Source organism: Pseudomonas sp. F220, assembly GCF_057813935.1.
Genome location: NZ_JBVASJ010000007.1, coordinates 190016 through 203129, shown reverse-complemented (window position 1 = coordinate 203129; position 13114 = coordinate 190016). Strand labels below are relative to the sequence as shown.

Sequence of the window (13114 nt, the reverse complement as noted above, 5' to 3'; positions counted from 1 at the left end):
GGCTGGGGCTGGTCTCAATACTGGATACGATAAACCGGCTTAGCCGCATAGCTTGAACCGCCGTATACGGAACCGTACGTACGGTGGTGTGAGAGGACGGCGGGGGTGACCCCGCCTCCTACTCGATCTGTCATTTGTCATTGCTCTTGAGGGCTCTGAAAAAATGCCAGGGTGTCTTCCAGGTAATCGCGACGCATCTCTGGACCAAGCCCCGCGGCATAAAACGCCATCAGTGTGTTTTGACGCAGGTCGCGCAGGGCTTTGTTGATGCTGGTAATGGCCTGACGGCCCTGTTCCGTATTCGAGCAACCGACATGGATTGACTGGTATTTTTCCGTGTCCTTGATCGGGTAGAACTCCAGCTCAGTTGGCGATATGCCTTGCTGTTGTGCCTGGTACTGGATTTCTGGCCAATAACCCAACAAAGCGATCAAGCGCCCCAGACGCTGCATTTGTAACAGACTGCCTAGCGCATCATTGCCATAGTGCGCAGCCAATGCCTCGACCGGCGCGTGTTGCAGTTGAGCATCGATCCGTTGACCATAACTGCGCTCGGCAACCACCCCGAGTTTCTTGCTGCCGTTAGCCAGAAGCGCCGTCAGATCGACCCTGCCGTCGATGATGAACGGCTCCAGGGTGGCGCGGTCTTCATGGCGCACCGCCAGACCGTTGCTCATGATTCTCAAGGCGGGAATCGAAAACTCGATCCACTGCGTGCGCTCATTGTTCCAGATCAGTGAGGGATCGCAGGTGAATGAGGGCTCACGGAGCATTTGCATGCCGCGCGCGCGGTTGATCCGCATGATGCTGTGCTGGTATTGCGGCATGCTGGCGATCAACAGCGGCATCAGTTGATCGATGGCGCCTTGACCTTTTTGTGGCCCATCGAGAATCGTCAATGGCGGTAAATCGCGCAGCAGCCAGATCAGCGTCTCTTTGGCCTGAGCCGCCCTTGGCGCTGCCAACAGGCACACCAGCATCGGCAAAATGCCGAGCACGCGAAGCGTTCGCCACCAGGCGCGACGGAGCATTGCGATGCTTGCCAGCGTCTGCATCAGGCGAACCAAAGACAATTGTTTCAGCTTAGATAGCCCCGATTTCACGTAGCCGGGTGATCTGTACGGCGTCGTAGCCAAGGTCGTTTAATATCTGCACGTTATGTTCACCGAGTTCTGGCCCGACCCATTCGGATGTCCCTGGCGTCTCTGAGAGTTTCGGCACGATTCCCGGCATCTTGAAGGCTTTGCCATCGGGCAGCTTGGCCTGCAGGAACATCTCCCGGGCAAGAAACTGCGGATCGCTGAACATGTCTTCTGCGCTGAAAATCCGGCTGACCGGTACTTCGGCCAGGGTCAATTGCTCGATCACCGCGTCCAGCGGCAGTGAACTGACCCAGCGATCAATCACGCCGTAGAGTTCATCGCGTCGGCTGTCGCGACCATCGTTGCTGCTCAAGGTCGGATCGTCAGCCAGATCCTCACGACCAATCGCCTGCATGAAACGTTTGAAGATCGCATCGCCGTTAGCGCCGATCTGCACATGCTTGCCGTCGGCGCTGGTGTGGATGGAGGAGGGCGTGATACCGGGCATGATGTTGCCGGTGCGCTCACGGATGAACCCAAAAACGTCGAATTCCGGGACCATGCTTTCCATCATGGCGAAAATTGCCTCATACAGCGCGACGTCCACCACTTGTCCCTGACCACCATTAACCTCGCGGTGGCGCAGCGCCATGAGCGCGCCAATCACGCCCCAGAGCGCGGCAATCGAATCACCGATGGAAATGCCTGTGCGCACTGGCGGTCGATCCTCGAAGCCGGTGATGTAGCGCAAGCCGCCCATGGACTCGCCGACCGCCCCAAAGCCGGGCTGATCCTTCATTGGCCCGGTCTGACCGAAACCGGACAGGCGCACCATCACCAGTTTCGGGTTCAGCGCGTGCAAAACATCCCAACCGAGACCGAGTTTTTCCAGTACGCCCGGGCGGAAGTTTTCGATCAGGATGTCCGCTTCACTGAGTAACTGTTTGAGAATCGCCAGACCGTCCGGGTGTTTCAGGTTCAAGGTCAGGGATTTCTTGTTGCGCGCCTGGACGAACCACCACAGCGACGTACCCTCATAGAGCTTGCGCCATTTGCGCAGCGGGTCACCGCCATCCGGGGATTCGACCTTGATCACGTCGGCACCGAATTCGCCGCAGATGCGCGACGCGAATGGCCCGGCGATCAAAGTGCCGAGTTCGATGACTTTTACCCCGGCAAGAGGTTTGGCGGTGAGCGGCATGGGAAATCCTGTAGGACAAGCGGCTGAGCGGAGATAGCTTTTTAACATAGCCCGGCCATCTCGCTAAAGGATGATGAGTCTCGGGATTCGTTGATTACCCTGCGCATCGGTTAGACTTGCCGCCTTTCCTCGTATCAAGAAGCCCGTTCATGGCCCAGCCGTCCACGACCTACAAGTTTGAACTGAACCTTACTGACCTCGATCGTGGGGTGTATGAAAGCGTCAAACAGACCATCGCCCGCCATCCTTCGGAAACTGAAGAACGGATGACCGTGCGACTGTTGGCCTATGCCTTTTGGTACAACGAGCATTTGTCCTTTGGCCGCGGTCTGTCGGAAGTCGATGAGCCCGCTTTGTGGGAAAAAAGCCTGGATGATCGTGTCTTGCACTGGATCGAAGTCGGTCAGCCAGACGCCGATCGCCTGACCTGGTGCTCGCGTCGCACTGAGCGCACCAGTTTGCTGGCCTATGGCAGCCTGCGTGTCTGGGAAACCAAAGTGATCCCGGCCGTGAAAAACCTGAAAAACGTCAACATCGCCGCTGTGCCGCAAGAGATTCTGGAAGTGCTGGCCAAAGACATGCCGCGCGTTATCAAGTGGGACGTGATGATCAGCGAAGGCACTATTTTCGTGACCGATGATCGCGGGCAGCACGAAGTCCAGCTGCAGTGGCTGACAGGCGAGCGCGGCTGATTCTTCGCCGCTGGTCTGCATCACCTGTGTTTTATCCCTTTTCTTGAAGAGAAGCATTCGTCGTCCCATGCGTATCGAACCCCGTCTGTTGCCCGCTACCCTGCCGTTTCTCGGTGATCTGCCGCCGTTGCTGACCCGCCTTTACGCGGCCCGTGGTGTGCAGTCCGAGGCTGAACTGGACAAGAGCCTGACGCGCTTGATCCCGTATCAGCAGCTCAAGGGTATCGATGCGGCGGTGGATTTGCTGGTGGTGGCGCTGGAACAGCGTCAGCGCATCCTCATCGTCGGTGACTTCGACGCCGATGGCGCGACCGCCAGTACGGTCGGTATGCTCGGCTTGCGCCTGCTGGGCGCCGCCCACGTCGATTACCTGGTACCCAATCGCTTCGAATACGGCTATGGGCTGACCCCGGAAATTGTCGCGGTGGCCTTGCAGCGCGAACCGCAATTGCTGATCACCGTCGACAACGGCATCTCCAGCGTCGAAGGCGTGGCGGCGGCGAAAACGGCGGGGCTGACCGTGTTGGTCACCGACCACCACTTACCGGGCCATGAGTTGCCGGCGGCGGACGCCATCGTCAACCCGAATCAACCGGGTTGCGAGTTTCCGAGCAAGGCGCTGGCGGGTGTCGGGGTGATCTTCTACGTGTTGATGGCGCTGCGCGCTCGCCTACGCAGCCTCGGCTGGTACGAGAGCAAACCGCAGCCGAACATTGGTGAGTTGCTGGATCTGGTGGCGTTGGGCAGTGTTGCCGACGTAGTGCCGCTGGACGCCAACAACCGCATTCTGGTTCATCAAGGGCTTGAGCGGATTCGCGCCGGACGCGCACGGCCGGGCCTTAAAGCGATCCTTGAAGTCGCCAAACGCGACCACTCGCGAATCACTTCCACCGACCTGGGTTTCATTATTGGCCCGCGTCTGAACGCGGCAGGGCGACTGGATGACATGAGCCTGGGGATCGAATGTCTGCTCAGCGAAGACATCGTTTCTGCGCGGGAAATGGCGATCCAGCTCGATGAGTTGAACCAGGATCGAAAATCCATCGAGCAAGGCATGCAGCGCGAAGCCCTGGCCCAGCTCAAGGACTTACCGCTGGAATCGATGCCGTTCGGGTTGTGCCTGTTCGAAGCCGATTGGCACCAAGGCGTCATCGGTATCCTCGCTTCGCGTATGAAAGAGCGCTACCACCGACCAACTATCGCTTTTGCCGATGCGGGTGAAGGCATGCTCAAAGGCTCGGCGCGTTCGGTGCCGGGCTTTCATATCCGTGACGCATTGGATGCCGTGGCGGCGAAACACCCTGAATTGATCAGTAAGTTTGGCGGCCACGCCATGGCGGCGGGGCTGTCGCTGCCGGAGCAGAACTTCCCGGCGTTTGCCGAGGCGTTCGATATTGAAGTCCGTAGACAATTGCGTGAGGAAGACCTGACCGGGCGGCTGCTGTCTGACGGTACGCTGGCGGTTGAGGAGTTCCACCTGGAACTGGCCCGCGCCTTGCGTCACGCAGGTCCTTGGGGGCAGCACTTCCCGGAGCCGCTGTTCCATGGCGTGTTTCAGTTGGTCGAACAGCGCATCGTCGGTGAACGACACCTGAAAGTGGTGCTCAAAAGCGAATGCGGTTCGCTGAAACTCGACGGCATCGCGTTTGGTATCGATCGTGAGATCTGGCCGAACCCGACTATCCGGTGGGTCGAGCTGGCCTACAAGCTGGACCTCAACGAGTTTCGCGGGCAGGAAACCGTGCAATTGATGATTGCCCATATCGAACCGCGGTAGTCAGATCACAGATCGTTCCCACGCTCCGGCGTGGGAACGATCAACCTGAATCTTTCCTGAACCCTCCCTCATCCCCCGTTGTCGACTAGGCTCTAAGCACTGCTTGATTGGCCTTGTGACGTCTTGTCCATTTTTGCCCGCGGGGGCGGGTGCTGCACCCTTCTTGTCACTCGTCGACTTTTCAAACAGAACCCTGGAGCCTGACCACTGATTGAGAGGTGCCCCATGAGTCTGCTGCTTGAACCCTACACCATTCGTCAATTGACGCTGCTCAACCGCATCGCGGTCTCGCCGATGTGCCAATACTCTTGCGTCGATGGGCTGGCCAATGACTGGCATCTTGTTCACCTGGGCAGTCGTGCCGTGGGCGGTGCTGGTCTGGTCTTTACCGAGGCCACAGCGGTGACTGCCGACGGGCGGATCACCGCTCAGGATCTTGGTCTGTGGAACGATGAACAGATCGAGCCTCTGCAACGCATCACTCGCTTTATCACCGCCCAAGGCGCCGTCGCCGGTATCCAGTTGGCCCACGCCGGGCGCAAGGCCAGTACTCATCGGCCATGGTTGGGCAAGCATGGCAGCGTCAAACCGGCCGACGGCGGCTGGTCCCCGGTCGGTCCATCGCCGATTGCCTTCGACCCTGAACACACCGCACCGAAACAACTGGATGAAGGGCAGATTGCCGAGGTCATCCAGGCCTTCGTTGATGCTGCCAAACGTGCCTTGGTCGCCGGTTTCAAAGTGGTTGAAGTGCATGCCGCCCATGGTTACCTGCTGCATCAGTTTCTGTCGCCGTTGAGCAACCAGCGACGCGATCAATACGGTGGTTCCTTTGAGAATCGCATCCGTCTGGTGCTGCAAGTGACCGAAGCAGTACGGGCGGTCTGGCCAGAGGATCTGCCGTTATTTGTACGGGTATCGGCAACCGATTGGGTCGAAGATGGCTGGAACCCCGATGAAACCGTGGAGTTGGCGCGACGTCTGAAAGACTTGGGCGTAGACCTGATTGATGTGTCCTCGGGCGGCACCGCGGCGAATGCGGAGATTCCAACCGGGCCCGGATATCAGACGCGCTTTGCCGAGCGTGTGCGCAAGGAATCGGGTATCGCCACCGGGACTGTCGGTTTGATCACCGAGCCCGCTCAGGCCGAACACATTCTGCGTACCTGCCAGGCTGACATCATCTTCCTGGCTCGCGAGCTGCTGCGTGATCCTTACTGGCCGCTGCATGCCGATGACGACCTGGGCGGACACAAAGCCATTTGGCCGGCGCAATACCAGCGGGCGACCCACCGCGATCAGCCGATCCATGAGTCGGATTTGCGGGAGTAGCCCCGGGATCTTTGTCGGCTATGCGGCCGTCATCGCGAGCAGGCTCGCTCCCACATTAGTTCTGAGTCGATCACACTATTGTGGAATGACACAGATCCAGTGTGGGAGCGAGCCTGCTCGCGATGGGGCCGGTTCAGGCCCCGACTAACTCAAGACTGAGCTCATCGAGGGTATTTGCGCTTATCCGGCGCTGGCGGGAAATACTGATACAACCACGTTTCGCTCAATGTCCGGTCATGGGTGCGAATGAACAACCGCAACTCGACTGGGGCAACGCTGTCATCGGTGGGGTACCAGTCGAACGTCACGCGATAGCCCTTGATGTCCTCAAGCAGCAGGACGTTGAAGTCTTTCACTTGGCCGTTCGACGCCGTGACGATCGGCTCGATGGCGGTTCCTTCGGGCAGTCGATCCAGGCCTCCGCCGGTAAAGTCGACAGCAAAGCGCCGAGCCCAGACCTCTGGATAATGCTCTCCCGGTGCCCAACCTTCGATAAAACCACCCATGCCCGAGCGCGTCGCGTTGACCCGCGCCAACGGCGTGCCGACGGGTGGCAGCGCGCTCCAGTAAAGTTTGTAGCCATAGTTCAGCGAGTCGCCCGCTGCGACGGGTTTTTTCGGTGTCCAGAAGGCCACGATGTTGTCGAGGGTCTCACCTGTGGTCGGGATCTCCAACAGATCGATGGAGCCTTCGCCCCAGGCGGTGGTCGGCTCGACCCATAGACTCGGACGACGGCTGTACCAGTCCACGGTGTCCTGATAGCTGGCGAACTCGTGATCAGTCTGGACCAGGCCGAAGCCCTTTGGATCTGTATCGGCGAAGGCGTTGAACTGCAGCGTCGCCGGGTTGTTCAGCGGTCGGCAAATCCATTCGCCGTTGCCGCGCCACATGGCCAGACGATCGGAATCATGGATTTGCGGATGAATGGTGTCGCACATCCGCCGTTCGTGGGTGCCGCAGCTGAACATGCTGGTCATCGGCGCAATGCCCAATTGCTCGATGGTAGTGCGTGCATTGATGTGCGCGTCGATTGCCATTACCACCTGGTTGGCCTGGCAATCGATATCGAAGCGATAAGCACCGGTGGCGCTGGGCGAGTCGAGCAAGGCGTACACCACAAAACGCGTGTTGTCCTTGTCTGGCGTTTCGAACCAGAACTTGGTGAAGTCAGGGAATTCCTCTTTGCGTTTGGCGTAGGTATCGATCGCCAACCCACGAGCAGACAAACCGTACTGGCCGCTGGCATCCACCGCGCGGAAATAGCTGGCGCCGAGAAAGGACAGCACATCGTGCTTGTCCAGCTCCGGGGCCTTGAACAGTTTGAACCCCGCAAACCCCAGATCGCCTTTGAGCTGCGAGGTATCGACGCTGGTGTTCTGGTAGTTGAACAACGATGGCCGAAAGTGCACCTCGCGCGCCTGGCGGGTCTTGGGATCGACGCTGTACATGCGCACCGGTTGCTTGAAACCCATTCCGACATGGAAAAACTGCACGTCCAGTTGACCTTTCACGTCATTCCACAGCGAGTGGTTGCCGTCGTACTGGATCGCGTTGAATTGCTGCGGGGCCATGTTGGCGAGGGTCGGCGGCAATACCTGCTTGGTATCGAGGTAACGATTGCCTGCCAGTTGTTTGGCCTGAGCCTTCAAGGCCTCGAAGTCGAACGTCTGGGCCTCGCCGTCGGCGGTGCCGGTCTCTGTTTCGGCCCAGGCGTGAGCGGCCAACAGCCCGCTTGCCGACAGACCGGTATAGGCGGCGATGGCCATGGAGGCTTTCAGGAGATTCCTGCGGTGCATAAGTACAACCTGTCTTGGTCGATCCCGTGCCGTTCCTGGCTGCGTAATGGATCGGAAATTGAGGTTCGGTCATGCCTTCGGCCAAACGCAACGGACTCTAAACAGATAACAAAGAGCGCCAGCCGTTCGCAATGAACTGAAAAAAAGACTGAGCGTTCAGCGGCAAGCGGCGCAAATGATCGGGTAATCCAAGGATATGCGCTATCTGGTGGATGAGATGCGCAGTATTTCGCGTTTTTGAGAGCGCAGTTGATCAGGAAACCGTGACGCCTGACGTCACGGTTGAATCAGGCGAGGCTCAATCGGCAGTTCGCAGTGAGTGAGGTGGACCTTCGATTTCCAATGCTTTGCGGACCGCAGCATGCGCACCGACGTTTGCGAAGTACCGGCTTAAATGGGTCCAGGGCGCCAAGTCGATGGCTAGCCGCCGTGCCCACGTCAATAGCGTGAAAAGATAGGCGTCGGCTGCTGAAAATCGGTCGCCCAGCAAATATTCCCGGTTGGCCAACTGCTGATTGATGAAGGCCAGGCGAGGGCTCACCCATTGCCGGGTCGCATGCTGGCCTGTTGGGGTTTTGGCCAGAAAATTGGCACTGACCCCGCCGTGACGTTCTGGCGTAATGAAGTTCTTCTGAACTTCCATGGCCAGGAAACTCAGCCATTGCAATGCGTCATACCGTTCGGGAGTTCCAGGTGGTGGCAACAGCGCTTGTTCTGGCACGCCATCGGCAATGAACTGCAGGATCACGCTGCACTCGGTCAGACGTTGGCCACTGTTCATCTGCAGGACTGGCACGTAAGACTTGGGGTTGATCAGGTTGAAATCACCGCCCGACCAGCGCTTGGTCATGAGGTCGACTTTTTCCAGTGAGAATGGCCGTCCGGCGGCATGAAGCAAGATATGCGGGGCGAGCGAACTGGCCCCGGGTGCATAGAACAAAATCATGGTTGTCCCTTTTCAAATATCGCGCGCCGGTTGGCCCGCGACATTGACGACGATAAGGTGATTCGTTGCATGAAAAAACGCGTGCTTGTGCACGCCAAGGTTGCGAATATGCAGCCATGACTGATTGGCAAGATATTCACCATTTCATCGTCGTTGCGCGGCTAGGGTCCCTTACCGCAGCAGCCAAAGCCTTGCGTGTCGATCACGCAACGGTAGGGCGACGCGTCTCCAGTCTTGAGGCGAGCCTTGGGCTGAAGTTGCTCGAGCGTCTGCCGCGCTCCTCGCGTCTGACCGAAGCGGGCGTTGCACTGGCCGCCATAGCGCAGCCCATTGAACGTATCGTCGACGAAGTTGAGCGTTATGGTCGCGGCGCAATCGGTATGTCCGGGACCGTCAGCATCAGCACGCTTGCGGCGTTGGCCAGTGCTTTGATCGTGCCAACCCTACCGACGCTACGCAGCGAACATCCAGACCTGAAGATTGTGCTGAACACGACCTCCAGCGTGGTTTCACTCGAACGTGGTGATGCGGATATCGCCATTGGTTTTGTGCGGCCCGACGAAGCAGGGCGCATCGTGCGAAAGGTGGGCCAGGTTCATTTGGGGTTTTATGCGAGCCCCTCTTATGCCGCTATGACGTCGACTGATTGGGCGTTCATTGGTTTTGAGCAAGCCCTGGAACATATTCCCCAGCATCGCTGGCTGCTGGAGTACGCCGACCGGCGCGCTGTCGTCATGCGAAGCAATGACGTCAATACTCAGCAAGCGGCTGCCCGTGCGGGTGTCGGTGTGGCCTTGCTGCCGTGTTTTGTGGCGAACAAGGATGCGGGGCTGGTAAGGGTCGACTCATTGCGCACCCCTTATACCCGGGAGCTATGGCTTTCTGTGCACGCCGACGTGCGTCGATCGCCTGCAGTGCGTCGGGTGATGGACCATTTGATTGCCGTGCTGGCGCTCGAGTTGGGGTAGCCGAACGAGGCGAGGACGAAGTCTTTCGCAGGGTGTCCTTGCTTATGGTTTTGAGTCGCCCCGGCGACGCGAACGATGCCGGGGCTAAGGGGGTTACCGGCTGATTTTCCAGGCATCGCCAGCGGGAGCTTTGCCATGGTCGTACGGCTTGCCGAGCCACATGTAGATCAGGCCCAGGCCAATGACGATGGCAGTGCTCAGGACCATGGCGTAGTTGATGTACCACGCCGCATCCGGCGTGCGTGGCCACGCCATGTTGATGATGGCCCCGACACCATAGACCAGCGCGCCGATGTTCACCGGCAGGCCCCAGGCGCCGAGGGTGAATTTACCGCTGGGCTTCCAGCCACGGGCGCGGGCGTAGAGAGCTGCAAGAACGATCATCTGGAATGCCAGGTAGATACCGATGGCGGCGAAGCTGACGATGGTCGCCACCGCGTCTTGCAGGAAAAAGCCGAGAGCGATGATCAGCGCCGGCAAGATACCGGACACAAACAATGCCGCAACCGGTACCTGAGTGGTCGGAGAAATCCGTTTCAGCACGCTGCTGCCGATGACCATTTCGTCTCGTGCGTAGGAATACAGCAGACGACTGGCCGCCGCTTGCAGGCTGATGACGCAAGAGATGAAGGAAATCATCACCACGCCCATCACCACTTTCGAGCCAACAGGGCCGAAGGCGTTGTTGAGGATAGTGGTGACCGGGTCTTTGTCGGTGCCATTGATCACCGCTTGCATGTCCGGAACGGCTAGGATCAGCGCCAGGCAAGCGAACATCGCCGCGATGCCGCCGATGTAGATGGTCATGCGCATGGCCACCGGAATCTGCTTGCTCGGGTTCGGGGTTTCTTCGGCCACGTCGCCGCAGGCTTCGAAGCCGTAGTAAAGGAACATCCCTGCCAGCGATGCGGTGAGGAAGGCCGGCAGGTAGGAACCGTCAACGCTGATATCAAACGTGTTGAACAACACGCTGAGCGGTTGATGACGCTCGAACACCAGCAGGTACACGCCGACGATCACCGCACCGACCAGTTCGCAGAGGAAGCCGAACATGGCGATGCGCGCCAGCACTTTGGTGCCGCTGAGGTTGACCAGCGTGGCAAACAGCGTCAGCACCAGAGCGATAACGATGTTGGTGTTGTTGTTTGGTTCGAAGCCCATCATCGCCGCCAGATAAGGGCCGGCACCGACCGCAACGGCGGCGATAGTCACGCACAGGGCGATGGAGTAGATCCAGCCGACCATCCACGCCCAGCGCTTGCCCACCAAGCGGCGGGCCCAAGGATAAACTCCACCGGAAATCGGGAACTGTGAAACCACTTCACCAAAGATCAGGCACACCAGCAATTGCCCGCAGCCGACCAGCAAGTAGGCCCAGAACATCGGTGGCCCACCGGCAGCCAGGCACAGGCCGAACAGGGTGTAGACGCCGACTACCGGCGACAGGTAAGTGAAGCCCAGGGCGAAGTTTTCCCACAGGCTCATGCTGCGATTGAAGTTCGAGGTGTAGCCCAGTTTGCGTAACTGCTCGGCATCGCTGTCAGCGGCTATTGCAGAGAGATCGGGTGATGCACTCATAAAGTATTTCTCCGGAAAATCGGCAGATTTCGGATGTCCGAAACCGCGGCGGGGCCAAGACGGCCTAACCCGGTTCGGTGGTTATTGTTTTTTGAATTGCGGTGAATCCTGTGTGCTGCTGAAACGCTGACTTCGTCCTTGGGTTCGTGGTGAGGCCATCGCGAGCAGGCTCGCTCCCACAGGGGAATGCGATCAAATGTGGGAGCGAGCTTGCTCTCGATGCTTTTTTAATGCTTGAACATCACATGTCTTACGGTGGTGTAGTCCTCCAGCCCGTACATGGACATGTCCTTGCCATAACCGGACAGTTTCTGCCCACCGTGAGGCATTTCGCTGACCAGCATGAAGTGTGTATTGACCCAGGTGCAGCCGTACTGCAAACGCGCAGCGAGGCGATGGGCACGACCGACGTCGGCGGTCCACACCGACGACGCCAGGCCGTAGTCCGAATCGTTGGCCCAGCCCAGCACCTGTGCTTCATCGGTGAATTTGGTGACCGACACCACCGGCCCGAACACTTCGCGACGAACGATTTCATCGTCTTGATGCGCATCGGCCAACACCGTGGGTTCGAAGAAGAACCCGTTGCCTTCCACCGCCTTGCCGCCGGTGATCAAGCGAATGTGCGGTTGCGCCACCGCACGTTCGACAAACCCGGCCACACGGTCGCGATGTTGAGCCGTGATCAACGGACCCAGCTCGGTAGCCGGATCATCCTGCAAGCCGTACTTGATGGTGCTGACTGCCGCGCCGAGCTTCTCGACGAAGGTGTCGTAGATGCCTTCCTGCGCGTAGATGCGGCAGGCGGCGGTGCAGTCTTGCCCGGCGTTGTAGAAACCAAACGTACGAATGCCTTCCACGGCGGCGTCGATGTCGGCGTCGTTGAAGATGATCACCGGGGCTTTACCGCCCAGCTCCATGTGCATGCGTTTGACGCTGTCGGCGGTGCTGGAAATGATGTTCGCGCCGGTGGCAATCGAGCCGGTCAACGACACCATGCGCACTTTCGGGTGAATGACCAGCGGGCTGCCGACACTTGGGCCACGGCCGAAGACCAGGTTGAGCACGCCGGCCGGGAAGATGTCCGACGCCAGTTCCGCCAGACGCAACGCAGTCAGCGGGGTTTGTTCCGACGGCTTGAGCACCACGGTATTGCCGGCGGCCAGGGCCGGGGCGATTTTCCAGGCAACCATCATCAGCGGGTAGTTCCACGGGGCGATGGAGGCAACCACGCCCACCGGATCACGGCGGATCATCGAGGTGTGGCCGGGCAAGTATTCGCCACCGGCCGTGCCGCTCATGCAACGGCTGGCGCCAGCGAAGAAGCGGAACACATCGGCAATCGCCGGGATCTCGTCGTTCAGCGCAGCGCTGTAGGGTTTGCCACAGTTGTCCGATTCCAGTTTGGCCAGCTCCTCGCCGTGGGCCTGGATGACGTCAGCAAGTTTGAGCAACAGCAGCGAGCGCTCTTTCGGCGAGGTCTGCGACCAGCCTTCGAACGCGGCATCGGCGGCGCGTACGGCGGCGTCGACCTGGGCTTCGCTGGCTTCGTTGATTTCCACCAGCACGCGGCCCAACGCCGGGTTGAACACAGGTTGGCTCGGGCCTTCGCCGACCACCAACTGGCCATTGATCAGCAGTTTGGTTTGCATGGTCTTGTCCTCTTCAATGCTGTTCGTAGGAGCTGCCGCAGGCTGCGATCTTTTAGCGTCAATGAAGCCGCCAAAGATCAAAAGATCGCA

Annotated in this window: 10 protein-coding genes; 4 read left to right on the top strand and 6 right to left on the bottom strand. The window is 59.1% G+C overall.

Going from position 1 to position 13114, the window contains the following annotated elements:
• Positions 1 to 137: 137 nt before the first annotated feature.
• Both ACZYSM_RS09775 and ACZYSM_RS09770 read right to left on the bottom strand, forming a co-directional pair.
• The gene (locus ACZYSM_RS09775) at positions 138 to 1055 is read right to left on the bottom strand and encodes a TIGR02285 family protein (protein WP_489071149.1); all 918 of its coding nucleotides are present in this window, start codon (positions 1053 to 1055) and stop codon (positions 138 to 140) included.
• A gap of 28 nt (positions 1056 to 1083) precedes the next feature.
• The gene (locus ACZYSM_RS09770) at positions 1084 to 2283 is read right to left on the bottom strand and encodes a CaiB/BaiF CoA transferase family protein (protein ID WP_489071147.1); all 1200 of its coding nucleotides are present in this window, start codon (positions 2281 to 2283) and stop codon (positions 1084 to 1086) included.
• Between the two features lie 149 nt (positions 2284 to 2432).
• Here ACZYSM_RS09770 and ACZYSM_RS09765 point away from each other — a divergent pair, with 149 nt between their 5' ends.
• The 3 genes from ACZYSM_RS09765 (at position 2433) to ACZYSM_RS09755 (ending at position 6084) form a co-directional block, all read left to right on the top strand.
• Positions 2433 to 2975, top strand: a complete 543-nt coding sequence (locus ACZYSM_RS09765; protein ID WP_489071145.1) for a YaeQ family protein — start codon at positions 2433 to 2435, stop codon at positions 2973 to 2975.
• A 67-nt stretch (positions 2976 to 3042) separates the two neighbouring features.
• Entirely contained in the window at positions 3043 to 4752 is a 1710-nt protein-coding gene (gene recJ, locus ACZYSM_RS09760; RefSeq protein WP_489071143.1) for a single-stranded-DNA-specific exonuclease RecJ, read from the top strand.
• 225 nt (positions 4753 to 4977) lie between these two features.
• Positions 4978 to 6084, top strand: coding sequence for an NADH:flavin oxidoreductase/NADH oxidase (locus ACZYSM_RS09755; RefSeq protein ID WP_489071141.1), 1107 nt, complete (start codon positions 4978 to 4980; stop codon positions 6082 to 6084).
• 161 nt (positions 6085 to 6245) lie between these two features.
• Here the strand turns inward: ACZYSM_RS09755 and ACZYSM_RS09750 are convergent, their stop codons facing one another.
• A complete protein-coding gene (locus tag ACZYSM_RS09750) occupies positions 6246 to 7880 on the bottom strand; it encodes a glucan biosynthesis protein D (RefSeq protein WP_489071139.1) in 1635 nt (544 codons plus the stop codon).
• A 298-nt stretch (positions 7881 to 8178) separates the two neighbouring features.
• Positions 8179 to 8826, bottom strand: coding sequence for a glutathione binding-like protein (locus ACZYSM_RS09745; RefSeq protein WP_489071137.1), 648 nt, complete (start codon positions 8824 to 8826; stop codon positions 8179 to 8181).
• Positions 8827 to 8942: 116 nt separating this feature from the next.
• Between ACZYSM_RS09745 and ACZYSM_RS09740 the strand changes: the two genes are divergently transcribed.
• A complete protein-coding gene (locus ACZYSM_RS09740) occupies positions 8943 to 9794 on the top strand; it encodes a LysR family transcriptional regulator (protein ID WP_489071135.1) in 852 nt (283 codons plus the stop codon).
• Between the two features lie 93 nt (positions 9795 to 9887).
• On the opposite strand, the gene ACZYSM_RS09735 is transcribed toward ACZYSM_RS09740, so the two are convergent.
• Positions 9888 to 11372 (bottom strand): APC family permease, encoded by a 1485-nt coding sequence (locus tag ACZYSM_RS09735; RefSeq protein WP_489071133.1) that lies wholly within the window; start codon positions 11370 to 11372, stop codon positions 9888 to 9890.
• A gap of 227 nt (positions 11373 to 11599) precedes the next feature.
• Positions 11600 to 13024 (bottom strand): gamma-aminobutyraldehyde dehydrogenase, encoded by a 1425-nt coding sequence (locus tag ACZYSM_RS09730; protein ID WP_489071131.1) that lies wholly within the window; start codon positions 13022 to 13024, stop codon positions 11600 to 11602.
• Positions 13025 to 13114: the final 90 nt, after the last annotated feature.

Coding starts and splice junctions, on each gene's coding strand:
- ACZYSM_RS09775 (WP_489071149.1), bottom strand. CDS start 1,055: ATGCAGACGCTGGCAAGCATCGCAATGCTCCGTCGCGCCTGGTGGCGA.
- ACZYSM_RS09770 (WP_489071147.1), bottom strand. CDS start 2,283: ATGCCGCTCACCGCCAAACCTCTTGCCGGGGTAAAAGTCATCGAACTC.
- ACZYSM_RS09765 (WP_489071145.1), top strand. CDS start 2,433: ATGGCCCAGCCGTCCACGACCTACAAGTTTGAACTGAACCTTACTGAC.
- recJ (WP_489071143.1), top strand. CDS start 3,043: ATGCGTATCGAACCCCGTCTGTTGCCCGCTACCCTGCCGTTTCTCGGT.
- ACZYSM_RS09755 (WP_489071141.1), top strand. CDS start 4,978: ATGAGTCTGCTGCTTGAACCCTACACCATTCGTCAATTGACGCTGCTC.
- ACZYSM_RS09750 (WP_489071139.1), bottom strand. CDS start 7,880: ATGCACCGCAGGAATCTCCTGAAAGCCTCCATGGCCATCGCCGCCTAT.
- ACZYSM_RS09745 (WP_489071137.1), bottom strand. CDS start 8,826: ATGATTTTGTTCTATGCACCCGGGGCCAGTTCGCTCGCCCCGCATATC.
- ACZYSM_RS09740 (WP_489071135.1), top strand. CDS start 8,943: ATGACTGATTGGCAAGATATTCACCATTTCATCGTCGTTGCGCGGCTA.
- ACZYSM_RS09735 (WP_489071133.1), bottom strand. CDS start 11,372: ATGAGTGCATCACCCGATCTCTCTGCAATAGCCGCTGACAGCGATGCC.
- ACZYSM_RS09730 (WP_489071131.1), bottom strand. CDS start 13,024: ATGCAAACCAAACTGCTGATCAATGGCCAGTTGGTGGTCGGCGAAGGC.